This window comes from Spirosoma foliorum (assembly GCF_014117325.1).
Lineage (GTDB): Bacteria > Bacteroidota > Bacteroidia > Cytophagales > Spirosomataceae > Spirosoma > Spirosoma foliorum.
Genome location: NZ_CP059732.1, coordinates 1,687,840 through 1,700,310, shown reverse-complemented (window position 1 = coordinate 1,700,310; position 12,471 = coordinate 1,687,840). Strand labels below are relative to the sequence as shown.

At 48.6% G+C, this 12,471-nt stretch carries 10 protein-coding genes and 1 pseudogene; 6 read left to right on the top strand and 5 right to left on the bottom strand.

The features are described 5' to 3' along the window. The first annotated feature begins 205 nt into the window (after window positions 1-205). From H3H32_RS06880 to H3H32_RS06865, 5 genes are all read left to right on the top strand, one after another. Window positions 206-601: a hypothetical protein gene (locus H3H32_RS06880; RefSeq protein WP_182462001.1), complete on the top strand. Its 396-nt coding sequence runs from the start codon at window positions 206-208 to the stop codon at window positions 599-601. Window positions 602-612: 11 nt separating this feature from the next. Beyond that, a complete protein-coding gene (locus tag H3H32_RS37065; protein ID WP_220472609.1) occupies window positions 613-762 on the top strand; it encodes a DUF5989 family protein in 150 nt (49 codons plus the stop codon). Window positions 763-765: 3 nt separating this feature from the next. Beyond that, window positions 766-2,628 carry a carbamoyltransferase family protein gene (locus H3H32_RS06875; protein WP_182462000.1) on the top strand — a complete coding sequence of 621 codons (1,863 nt, stop codon included), beginning with the start codon at window positions 766-768 and terminating at the stop codon, window positions 2,626-2,628. 314 nt (window positions 2,629-2,942) lie between these two features. Beyond that, window positions 2,943-3,338 carry a hypothetical protein gene (locus H3H32_RS06870; RefSeq protein WP_182461999.1) on the top strand — a complete coding sequence of 132 codons (396 nt, stop codon included), beginning with the start codon at window positions 2,943-2,945 and terminating at the stop codon, window positions 3,336-3,338. A 465-nt stretch (window positions 3,339-3,803) separates the two neighbouring features. Beyond that, the gene (locus H3H32_RS06865) at window positions 3,804-4,139 is read left to right on the top strand and encodes a hypothetical protein (RefSeq protein ID WP_182461998.1); all 336 of its coding nucleotides are present in this window, start codon (window positions 3,804-3,806) and stop codon (window positions 4,137-4,139) included. 78 nt (window positions 4,140-4,217) lie between these two features. Here the strand turns inward: H3H32_RS06865 and H3H32_RS06860 are convergent, their stop codons facing one another. Next, entirely contained in the window at window positions 4,218-6,218 is a 2,001-nt protein-coding gene (locus tag H3H32_RS06860; RefSeq protein WP_182461997.1) for an FAD-dependent oxidoreductase, read from the bottom strand. 63 nt (window positions 6,219-6,281) lie between these two features. Next, window positions 6,282-8,042 carry an FAD-dependent oxidoreductase gene (locus H3H32_RS06855; RefSeq protein ID WP_182461996.1) on the bottom strand — a complete coding sequence of 587 codons (1,761 nt, stop codon included), beginning with the start codon at window positions 8,040-8,042 and terminating at the stop codon, window positions 6,282-6,284. Window positions 8,043-8,445: 403 nt separating this feature from the next. On the opposite strand from H3H32_RS06855, the gene H3H32_RS06850 reads away from it, so the two are divergent. Beyond that, a complete protein-coding gene (locus tag H3H32_RS06850; protein WP_182457633.1) occupies window positions 8,446-9,447 on the top strand; it encodes an IS110 family RNA-guided transposase in 1,002 nt (333 codons plus the stop codon). 132 nt (window positions 9,448-9,579) lie between these two features. Here the strand turns inward: H3H32_RS06850 and H3H32_RS38130 are convergent. The 3 genes and pseudogenes from H3H32_RS38130 to H3H32_RS06835 form a co-directional block, all read right to left on the bottom strand. Further along, window positions 9,580-10,168, bottom strand: a pseudogene (locus H3H32_RS38130) (RraA family protein). A gap of 181 nt (window positions 10,169-10,349) precedes the next feature. Continuing rightward, window positions 10,350-11,210, bottom strand: coding sequence for an SMP-30/gluconolactonase/LRE family protein (locus tag H3H32_RS06840; protein ID WP_240543678.1), 861 nt, complete (start codon window positions 11,208-11,210; stop codon window positions 10,350-10,352). Between the two features lie 3 nt (window positions 11,211-11,213). Further along, complete coding sequence (locus H3H32_RS06835; RefSeq protein ID WP_182461995.1) at window positions 11,214-12,470, bottom strand: spinster family MFS transporter; 1,257 nt, start codon at window positions 12,468-12,470, stop codon at window positions 11,214-11,216. Window position 12,471 lies beyond the last annotated feature (1 nt).

Below are 12,471 nucleotides of genomic sequence, written 5' to 3'. Positions count from 1 at the left end.
AGGCCAGGTTTTATCATAAGCCTAACAGTTTTAAGCTTTCTGAAATACTTAACCGTTAAAGCAGGAAAAATGAGCTTTAGATAAAGCCAGTTTTAGTAACTTTTCTCCCTCCATTTTGACAAGGTGCGCCCAGTGAAGAGGATATTCTTGATGAGGCCCTCTTTTATTATTTCAACCACGATAACTCAACTGTATTACTGCATTTATGGCTAATTGGTTTAGCATCCCTATCATTGGAAAACGGCAAGTTCGTGAAATGGGTTTGCTGGTCATTGCCGGATGCCTGCTCGCAGGACTACAGCAAGAGCAGCTAATCTGGTATAAGGCCTCATTGGTGGCTACACTCATCACCTTATTAGTCCCCTGGGCATTTTTTCCCGTGGCGATAATCTGGTTTGCTTTAGGACAATTGTTGGGTAAAATTACGGCCAACGTGCTTTTAGTTTTACTCTTTGTGGTAGTCGTAATTCCTGTTGCCTGGCTCCGAAAAATATTGGGAAGCGATACATTCCGAGTAAAGGAGTTTAAGAAAAGTAGTGATTCTGTATTTATAAACCGGGAGCACACCTATCAGGCTTCCGATCTGAAATACCCTTTTTGACCGAACCCTCTATGGAATTTTTAAGCGAGTTTTGGCTTTTCCTACGAACCCGTAAACGCTACTGGTTATACCCATTGATTTTCCTTTTGTTGATTTTAGGGGCTTTGTCGGTCTTTACGGCGGGTTCAGCGCTAGCACCGTTAATTTACTCGCTGTTCTGAGTAATGGATAAACCACCGATTGTGCTGGGTATCTCCGCATTTTATCATGATAGTGCAGCGGCATTAGTCATCGGTGGTAAACTAGTGGCAGCCGCGCAGGAAGAGCGTTTTACCCGGACAAAACACGACCCAGCGTTCCCCCTTCAGGCAATTTCGTATGTACTCGCCGAAGCCGGAATACGGTTCGATGAGGTATCGATCATTGCCTTTTACGATAAACCTTTTTTGACATTTGAGCGACTCCTGGAAACGTATCATGCCGTTGCGCCAGCAGGCTTACGAAGCTTTCTGAAAGCCATACCTGTTTGGCTGACGGACAAGCTGTTTATGAAGCGACTAATTCGAAAGGAACTAGCACCGCTTGGTAAAATTAAAGTGCCTATTCTATTCTCCGAACATCATCTGGCGCATGCTGCCAGTGCTTTTTACCCCTCGCCTTTCGAAGAAGCCGCTATTCTTACCGTGGATGGGGTTGGGGAGTGGACAACAACGGCCATTGGACTGGGTTCTGGCAAATCGATCCGATTTCTTAAAGAGCTACAGTTTCCCCATTCATTAGGTTTACTGTACTCTGCCTTCACCTTTTACCTCGGCTTCAAAGTGAATAGTGGCGAATACAAGGTGATGGGGCTGGCACCCTATGGCTATGCTGATAGTGAGCAAACAAGGGTTTATCGCGAGAAAATAAAAAGCGACCTGATCGACATTCGGGCCGACGGTTCCTTCCTGCTCAACATGGCTTATTTCCGTTTTGCCAGTGATCTACAAATGACGGATGATGCAAAATGGGAGAGCCTGTTTGGTTTTCCTCGTCGGCAACCGGAGTCGACTCTCAGTCAGGCACACATGAATCTGGCTCTGGCCATTCAGGATGTGACCGAAGAAATTATGGTTAAACTAGCAGCCACGGCCAAACAACTAACTGGCTGTAACAATCTCGTACTTGCTGGTGGAGTTGCCTTGAACTGCGTTGCGAATGCCAAGATACGGCAAGCAAATCTGTTTACTGATATCTGGATTCAACCAGCGGCTGGCGATTCTGGCGGAGCCCTGGGAGCCGCACTGGCTGCTTATTACCTTAATCACGAGCGGGTTAGTCGGCAGATAGACAGTCCAGATTCCATGCAGGGCGCTTACCTAGGGCCTTCATTTTCAGATCAGCAGATCCGGGTGGCTCTCCAAAAATTTGCTATGGCATCCGAGTATCTGACTGATACTGAACAACTACTAAAACGCACGGCGACTAAGTTACAGGAAGGCAACGTGGTTGGCTGGTTTCAGGGCCGGATGGAGTTCGGCCCACGCGCTTTAGGGAATCGAAGTATTTTAGCCGATGCATCTAACCCGACCATTCAACAGCGAATGAATGTTAAGATCAAGTTTCGGGAAAGTTTTCGACCGTTTGCGCCCAGCGTTCGACTGGAAGATGCCGCTACTTATTTTGATTGGCAAGGTTCATCAGCTTATATGCTGTGGGTAGCCACGATCAAAAAAGACCGCCAGAAACCGATAACTGAAAAGCAATTACCGCTGGAAAATCGACTTGCCGCCGTTCGATCCGATATACCGGCCGTTACACACCTGGATTATACGGCTCGGCTACATACGGTTACGCCCGAAACAAATTCACTTTTTTATCGCTTGCTCACCGTTTTCGATGAATTAACGGGGTGTGGTGTTCTGGTGAATACCAGTTTTAATGTGCGCGGAGAACCGATTGTTGGTAGTCCGGAGGATGCCTTACAGTGCTTTATGCAAACCGATATGGACTATCTGGTCATTGGCAATTATTTTTTAGATAAACAGGCTCAACAAAACACAAATTTGACGGAAGATCATTGGGCAAAGCCACTTACGTTGGATTAGCCCAACGTTTTAATCCTACTTCTGGTAATCATTCGTAATACAATGAATTTCGTTGACTGGAATGCAATAGCAGCAGACAGTCCGTCGTCTTTGTGCTATACCGGTTAGACATAAAATCGGTTATCATTACTGCGTATGAAAATAGTATTGTCTCTACCTGTTATTGCATTACTAATAGCATTTTATCACCCAGCTCTGCCTGACAGTGCCGATGTGGTGTTGCAACGTACACTTGCTAAGCTAACGTCTCTCAAAACAGTGCAGTACCAGTAGTCCCCAACCAGCTAAAATGCCACTTTTCAACATAGATAAGAATGAAGACATTGATCGGAATTATAATCAGCATTTGTTTATTGAGCATTAATGGTCAGGCCCAAGTCTTGCCAGCTACAAAAATCCACTTCTTGAACTCAATGATTGGCATGAGTGCCGAACTAAAAACGACGATCGATCCTAAGAACCCGATCCGGATCAAGTCACGGACTTGGGTAATCATTCAGCCAGCGGGCGATAGTTTGGGCTTTATCATTGACAATAAACCCTATTTTCTACATTTTTCACCCAATAAACATTATTACTTTGTTATCCAGGTAGGTCATTTTTCACGTCCTGTTCTTACAGAAAAGTCCGAACAGGAGTTTATTTTAACTGCTGCGACGGAGTCTGCTAAAGGCCCCGAAGAATATATACTAAGTAAGGGAGCGAATTGATTTTTTTGTCGAATGTAAACCTCACCAATTCAGGTTCACTGATTTACATTTGGGGCATATTGTATTTCCTTCTGTCAATGTATCATAATTGCAGCGATGACACTCGTTCTGACGAGGAGTTAAATGGGCGACTATAGCTTTGGCCTGAACATGGGTTAAGCTACATGAGTCTAGTAGGTATTCGACTGCAAATAAACTTTTCCCTTCTCGATGAAGCATTAGCAAGCGGGTTCGCTGCGTGCTATTTAGTTCTGGTATGGCAATGTCATGACCACAGCGACTACAATGTAATATATCCATGTCACCTTCATATTTTTCAGATCTATTCACAACCAGACTGAAAGCTACCCTCGTTACACTTCCTTCCTGAGGCACCCGAAAAACAATCAACCAATGAAGGCGGTTATGTTTCCTGTACAATTAACTTATTGGGAGCACAACTCCGTTACTTACAGACAAAACGTTATGAAAACGAAAATGCTTTTATCGATTGTATTTTGTGCGGCTTTAGCAACAAGTGCCCTGGCTCAGGATGACCCAGCGGCTGTTAAAGCAGCCCGCAAAGAAAAAACCAGAGAAGACGTCAAGAAGGTCGGCGATAAAGTTGAAACCGGTGTTGCCGATGGCGCACACGCGGTTGGTACAGCTGGCCGAGCCACCGGGAAAGCCGTTGGAAAAGCTGGAAAAGCGACTGGCAAAGCTGTAGCAACTGGTGCGAAAGCCACCGGTCGGGCAGTGACCAAGGCCACTAAAGCTACTGGGAGAGCCATTAGTGGTGAAGCAAAAAAAGTCGACAATTAATAGTTGACTACCGAACGAAGCAAAAAGAGCGATAGCTTAGGACAGCTATCGCTCTTTTTGCTTTAGTACGCCTGAAAATCAAAACGTCGGAACAAACAAAATCGCATCAGCCGCCACGGGGCCATCCGCTTGCTTGACTACGATGTCAACCGATGATGTCTGTCCTTTAGGCAACTCATACGAACCCAATGAGACCCATTCACCGGAGGTTTGACCAACGACAACAATATCGGCGGGCCTAATCGGAATCGATTTACTGGTTTTACCATCCGAAACCGTGACGCCTAACTCAGAGGCCGTTTTGGCCAACCGGGGGAAGTAGGCGTAAATGTGGTAGTTACCCGCTTTTACAATCTCCGGCTTAAATTTAACAGAGGCCGCTTCCCCACCCTGTCCTTCGTAAACCAGATAAGATGGGCCATATCCACCTTTGTTTTTATTCTCAACCCGCCACGGTCCTGTTATCGTCGTTTGCGCCTGGTTTTCATTATCCACCAGAATTTCGGGCGTACTACCATCGCCCAATGGGTTTGCCTTTAGCGTCTGTTGTAGCTTCACTATATCCACTTTTTGCACACTGGTTTTCGCATCGATGGCCATAACAGCCGCTACCGCTGTCGACTGGCCCAGCACCATAAAAACCGGCTCCATTCGGATCGATCCATAGGCAATGTGTGAAGCCGACAAACAAACCGGAACCAGCAGATTCTGACATTCACTTTCTTTGGGAATTAACGCCCGGTAGGCGATTGGGTACGGCCCAAAGCCGCCAACTTCTACATTACCCTCATTTTTTGCCATTTTCTTACCATCTTTCTCGATCACAATACGTTGAATATTGTGCGAATCCATGGTATAAGCCGCCATGCCAACGCCGTCGGTGACCACTTCTTTTCCCTGACAATTGGCCTGCGTCATAACGTACGCGCCCACCATCCGACGCGCTTCCCGGACGTAAAGTTGTGGCGACCAGTTTCCGCTATCCGTGTATTCATCTTTAGGGTAACCCCATTTCAGCATTTGCTCCCGAAGCGCCTGTGGAACGCGAGTGTCATGTCCAAAGAAGTATAATAATCCTTTGGTATACAATTCATGATCCCGAATAATAGCGGCCCGTTTTGCGTAGTTCCCATCTGGATACTCGTAATTCATCCCGATCATATCGGTCGAAAAACCATTCCGATTGTTAATGTCGGTTTTACTATTGGGCATCCCACTCCAGATGAAATAGTCGTTGAGCGTTTGTTTCTGGGGCTGAGCCGCCAGCAGTCGCACAAGCAGTTCGTATCGAGTGGAATCATAGCCTGGAGGACGCGTAATAGGGACTTGATTAGCCGGATTAGACGAGAGACAAATTCGGTAATTGTAGGCTTGTACCTTAGTATCACCTGTTCCGTTCGGTTCTAGCTTCGCCGGACTGACGCCCCAAAGTAGGCCAGAATCTGGCTTACCCGCTGTTTTGTAAGGATCGATACCATCTGGAAGCTGGTGCCCGGTCATCAATTGTACGCCACTGATGGTTTCGTTGTAGTTGGAATTATCCTCCCGGCCAACCGTGTACGAAACGCCAGCTTTTGCCATTAAATCACCTTCGTAAGAACAGTCGATGAACATTTTCGCCCGGATGGTTCGTTTGGCCGACGGTTGATCCGAGTTTTCCAGAACGATTTCCTGAATCTGCCCACTGGTTTTCTTTACACTCGAAAGTCGATGAGAAAACAGAACATCCACCTTGCCCCGTTTGACATACTCGTTGAATAAATCTTCGGCAACATGGGGCTCAAAAATCCACTGTTCAAACTTACCGTAATGTTGGCCAATGCGTCGGTAATAATCGCGGGATATTCCAGTAATGGCGTATTTATTGCCAATATCCGTCAGCCCCAACCCACCAGAGGTCATGCCCCCTAAATGCTTGCCCGGCTCGATCAGGATTACCGTTTTTCCGGCTTTCCGAGCAGTATAAGCCGCTATGACCCCACCTGAGGTACCCCCATAAACACAAATATCGACCTGCTGCTGGGCCACAGCGGAGCAGGCGATTAAAAGACAAACACAACAATTGAGTATGTATCGCATAAACTAAGGGCTCGGGCGAGTTAACGAGCTGCCTTGATACCAAAGCAACTCCTTCCCGAAATCTCATTTTTCGGTTAAAAGCGCCAGTTGGTTAGCCTCAAAATTCGGATCTGCGGTCGACATCCCCTTACTATACACCAGAATTGCTTTTTGCTGAAGCAGAGCCTTCTGCAGTTCGGGAACCGCCAACGCATGCACCGATTGCGATTTCTGCACACAGATGGCAGCGGCCGTTCCGGCCGCCTGACCGAGCGCCATCCAGCAGGGCTCCATCCGAAGCGTGGAAAAACCGATGTGCGTGGCCGATGCCGGAACTGGAGCCAGCAAATTTTCCAATGGAGAATCCGGAACCATCACCCGAAACGGGACGGTATACACAGCCGACGGGTAACTAATAAACCCATCCAAATGAATTCGGCCTACTTCCCGTTTCCGAACCGCGTGCGAATCGAGCGCGTAGTGACTGGCCGTGATGCTGTCGGCATGAATTGGTGGTCGCCCTCCCGGCTTAACAGGTTGCGCGTCCTGCGCTTTGAAGATGTATTTTCCCTTCATCCGGCGGCCTTCCCGAACGTAGAGTTGCCGGGGGAAATGGCCATTGTCGGCGTATTCATCTTTGGCCCAGCCCCATTCAGAGCATTCTTTTCGGAACCATTCGGGCAAGGCCGGGTCGTTTTGCGCAAAATAGAACAAGCCTTCTGTATACTCCCGAAGCCGTTGGGCAAATCGATCACGCCATTCCCAGCCGGACGTTGGGTACGGCCAGTTTTCCTCCGGCAAGTCTGTCGAAATGAACGAATGGTGCTGATTATTACCATCGTTTTTACCATTCGGCAGCTTGACCATGTTCATCAGCCAGGCAATTCCTTTGGGCATACCGGGAATTTCAGGCGGCAAACCGGCTTTAACCCGACGCAGATTCTCTGCTTTTTGAGCATCCGTAAGCTCCATCATCGCCACACCGGTGTAGTGCCCCGATGTCACATCGCCAATCATCGACACATACTCTTCCCGGTTGTACCGGGCCGGTTTCTGAATCTTGACCAGAATCTTCGGATCATTAGTCACGCAGAGGCGGTAGTTGTACGATTGAACGGCGTTATCGCCCTGAAAAGTCGAACCAGGGCCTTCTGGCCCAGCCCAATATTTGTATACCCGTCCGGCACCCACTTCATTGTAGTCTGATTTGCCTTCCCGTCCAAGAAAAAATGGCACAGCCGCAGCCGCAATCAGATCGCCTTCGTAAGTAGCATCGATAAAGAACCGGCCCGTATAGGTCTCGGCCTTTTTCGTGTTTCGATTAGTTACCCGAATGCCTTGAATTCGATTATTCTGGATTGTCAGGTTCTCGGGTTCAAAGTCGAATTGGCGCATGGTCAACACAGTCGCATGGGGACTTTCCTTCAGGAAACCGTCGAAGATTTTGGCCGCTACCGATGGTTCGAAATGGTACCCATCCGAGCAATCCTTGGCCTGTTGCGAATCGGCCCCATATTTCTCGACGTAATGCGCTTTAATCCGATTAACAAACTCGACGAACAATCCTCCCGTAGCTCCCCGTGTGGCAATGTCCGTAGCTCCCAGACCGTTGGCAGGCAAGCCGCCAATATAGGCCGTCCGCTCCAGAATTAGCGATTTTTTACCTAATCGGGAAGCGGATACGGCCGCCATAATGCCACCGGGCGTAGCCCCCACAATAATGAGGTCATAGTCATTTTTGGCCAGTGGGCTATTACTACCAGCGTGGATTTCGGGAATTCCGGCAGTAAGGGCAAGGCTACTCAAGCCGGATACTTTCAGGAAATTTCGTCGGGTTGTCGGCATTTTACGGCTACAAAGTTGAAAGGTGCTGTTAGGGATCAGTGTTTTTGCAAACTAGATGCTATAAAATCTAGCTTGGACGAGTGCTAGTGAGCTTATCTAAACTTTCGATAATCGGGTCATAATTAGTTCTTTGTCATCCCGACGCAGGAGGGATCTTCGGTAGAGTCCATAAACTAACCCTCTACCGAAGATCCCTCCTGCGTCGGGATTGTAAGTTTGCTCTGAACAAATAATCTTTGGTTCTCCAGGTCATACCTACGTCGGGATGGTCTAAAAGACCGGTTGTCATGATCGGTAGCCTGGAGAGCCAATCTCATGGAACCCGGACAGTTCAGTGGGCATATAGCCCGTTTCACAATGATGTCGAGAGCATGAGTAGTATCCCGCTTTTTTCGTTTTTAGCATGAACCAACCAGCTATCTATTACGGGGTTGATGTCAGTAAAGAGACCTTACACATCAGCTACCAAATCGGAATCGATGCCAATGGGCAACCCCAATGGGCCTATCAAACCCTGCCCAACCAAGCGGACTCCATTGAGCAATGGGCTGCTGAACTGCCCGCCAATAGCCACCTCATTTTCGAGCATACAGGTACCTATTCGGCTCGATTAGCTTGGGTATTAGCCCTGCAAAATCGCCCCTTTAGCCTCCTTACGCCCAACCAAAGCAAAGGCTTTGCCGCCACTCTGAAGTCTATCAGCAAGACCGACCGGAGCGATGCGGCACTATTGGCGCGCTACGGACAAGTCTTTCAGCCCCAGCCTTCGCAACTGGCCGATGAGTCTCTACATCAGCTTCGCCAACAGCACAAACACCTCAACGACCTGCGAATCAGTCAGCAAGCGGTGGCTAATCAGCTTCATGCGCTGTCGTTCGACCCCCGGGCCAGTCAGAAAGTCAAGGCTAGCCTGCTGGTTCTCCAACAGAGCTACCTGACTCAGATTGCGCTCTTTGAAGAGGAACTGGATCAGCTGAGTCAACAGGAGTTGCAGGCCATTTCGGAGCGGATGCAGCGGGTCAAGGGGATTGGGCCGGCTTCCTCTCAAGCCTTGTGCACGGCCACCAATGGGCTGGCTGGATTCGAGTCAGCCAAAGCGGTAGCTAAGTTCGTGGGCATTGCCCCCAGTCAAACTCAATCGGGCAGTTCGGTTCGTCGGCGTGGTCGGATGGCCCGCACGGGTTTAGGGTATGTACGGGGCCTTTTATACATGGCAGCTCGTTCGGCCCGTAAATACAATTTGGGCTGTAAAGCGCTTTATGATCGGCTACGGGCCAAGGGTAAATGCCACAAAGTGGCGATGGTGGCGGTGATGAATAAGTTGTTGCATCAGGTGTTTGTGGTGGTGAAGAAGAATATTGAATTCGTCAATGGGTTCAGCCTATCCAAACAAAATTTGGCTTAAAACTTGTTTTTTGACACAGTTCATGACAAAAACACTCAACTTTATGCCTATTTATAAAAGTTTAAACAACTCTAGTATTTATGCAAAAACACTATTGGTCACGATTAGGAGCACATTCGGGTATCGTTCTACTCAAAAATAACCACCTTTTTCCGTGATTTCCTGAATCGTTTGTCCTTCGTGAACCCAATTAAAAATCATCTTTTCGTTCGCAATAATTTCCTCAGCCCGCATGAGTACGTTATACGCGATCTCGCGCGGAACAACCAGTACGCCATCAATATCGCCCAAAACCAAGTCGCCGGGTTTAATGGTTACGTCGCCAATCTGAATCGTGACCTGATAATGCGTAATGAGACATCGACCCAGACTACCGTTCGAGATTCGATACTTATAGAATACCGGTAGTTCGGCTTCCAGAATCTGGTGCGTATCGCGAATACCCCCATCGATGCAGGCCGCTTTCACCTTCTTGCCTTTGGCCGTTGCCGTCATAACGCCCCCCCCAAAGCGTAGCCTTGCTATCATTGGTGGTATCCCAAACGATAAAGGCGTCTTCGTGCATCTCTTCGAGCATTTGTGTACGGAATTCCATTTCACCCCGAATCATGGCGTTGGGTGCGCTTTTTACCGTGAAGGCAAAACCCGCCACCGTCCGGTACTCGCGTAAGGGTAAAATATGACCGGGCAATGCCTGATTCAAGAGACAAAATTCGCGCATGACGTCATTGACAGCCCCCGTATAGAGCTGCTCAAACCGTTGCAATAACTCTTTGTCGGGGATAGGGAACGTGGTGTCGGAAACGCCTTCACGCTTTTCGATCAACTTCTCCAGATTCATCAATCCGACTTCTTTCTTATACTGATCGACACTCATGATTTTTCGTTTAGATAGTTTATAATCAATTGAATAATGTGATTCCTTTTGTATTTATCGCTACAGTTTTTAACTGCCCTTTTTCTGCTTCGGTAACGACCAGACCGAGTTTGCCCGTTGGATCGAAGGCGCAATTCGTTGGGTTCTGGCCAGCGGTATCGATTTTTTGAATGACTTTTCCTTCGGGCGAAACGACGTGGATATAACCCGTTCCGTAGACGGCTACATATAGATTTCCATCTTCGCCAAACGCCATGCCATCGGGTCCACCCGGTCCCTGTGGGCCTTCAACCGTTGCCCATACAGCCGCATCAATCCACTCGCCGGTTGCCGCATTCCAGTTGCCTTTCCAGAGTCGATGTTTGTAGGTTTCGGCTAGCACCAGTGTTTTACCATCGGCGCTGAATGCCAGCCCATTCGGGAAGTATTTCTCTGTGGTAAATTTCTTCGCACTACCATCGTGCATTCGGACAACAGCGTAGCCAGTCGGTTCCTGACGCGATTCGCCGGGACAGGTAAAGACCAGATTACCTGCGGAATCGAATGCCAGATCATTGGGTTTGTTAAGCGGTTCACCATCTATGTTATCCAGAATGGTTTCCACTTTTTCGGTGACTGGATCGAAGCGCCGGATGCTGCGTTGCGCCGAATCGCAAAACCAGACCGCTCCCTGTTTATCGATGGCAATGCCATTCGGTCCTCCACCCACACGAAAGCGTTTTAGCTTTCCGTTTTTGTACTGAACCAGACTTTCGCCTTTCAATTCAACTGCCCACAAGCTTCCGTCAGCCGCAAACGCAGGACCTTCGGGAAAGTTAAGCCCGGTTGCCAACGTAGTCAGTGGGTCTTTCGTTGAAATAGCTGGTTTTGATAGCGTGTTCATCATAACTTATTGGCTAACTTCTTTATCCCGGTCGAAAAACAGGAAGGCTCCCGCCCAGAGAAACAGACTTCCCAGCACGTACACGCCCGATAAGCTAGCCAGCCCAGCTGTCAGCCCTAATGTTGGTTTTAAAACACCCAGTAAAAAGGGGGCAAACGAGCCGATCAGAAAGGCGCAGGCCAGCATAAGCCCGTAGGCCGACGACCGAATTTTAGGCGATACCACTTCGTAAAGCGAGGCTACGATGTTGGAATCATACCATCCCCGGAAAATGCCAAACAGAAACAAGGCTATGTAGGTAAGCACTTGCGTATTGCTCATGCTGATGCCGTAGATGAACGGCGCTCCCAGCAGCAACCCCAGTGCCTGCACAACCAGGCGACTTCGGGGGTTGGATTTAGCGTAATAATCTGAAATTTTAGCTCCTGACAGCACCCCTAAAAACGCCCCGAGATGATGGTAAAACAGGGACGAAAAACCTGCATCCGTCAAACTCATATTGAATTTATCGACCAGAAACGACGGCATCCAAGTTAGGTACCCGACGTTCACGAACACCATACAACCAAAGCCCAAGGTGAGCATGATCACGGTAGGTTTTCGGGCGACGATACGCGCTGTTTTACCAATTTCGGCCCACATCTGTTGCTGACTTTCGGCCGTCGATACAACAACATCTTTCGGGATTCGGGTAAAGAATACGAACGCCAGCACAACCCCCAGACTACCAAATAGATAAAACGCTTTTTGCCAGCCGTAGTGTTCGCCGATGTAGCCAGCAATAATGCCGCTTAGAATAATCCCGAAGTACACCGCTGTTTGGTGAATGGACAGCGCAAACGAGCGTTTTTCCTTGTAGGTTTCGCCTAACAGCGCATTCGCCGAAGGCGCGTAAAATGCTTCGCCACCACCCGTTGCCATGCCACGTAGCGCAATGAACTGGACTACGCTCGAACAAAAACCCGTCAGCAACGTAGCGCACGACCAGAACAGTAGACAAAAGCCGAGAATATTCCGGCGCGAAAATCGGTCGCCGATGAACCCGGCAATGGGAACCAATAACCCATAGGTCCAGACTAGCGCCGACGCAATCAGGCCGAGTTGGGCATCGGTCAGGCCAAGGTCTTTCCGAATGAGCGGTAATACGACACTGAAAATCTGCCGGTCGGCCTGGTTCAGGAAGAACGCCAGCCAGAGCAATGCCAGCAACTCCCAGCGGAAGCCAGTCGTTTTTTTCGTGAGCGAAGGAGGTGAGTCAACCATG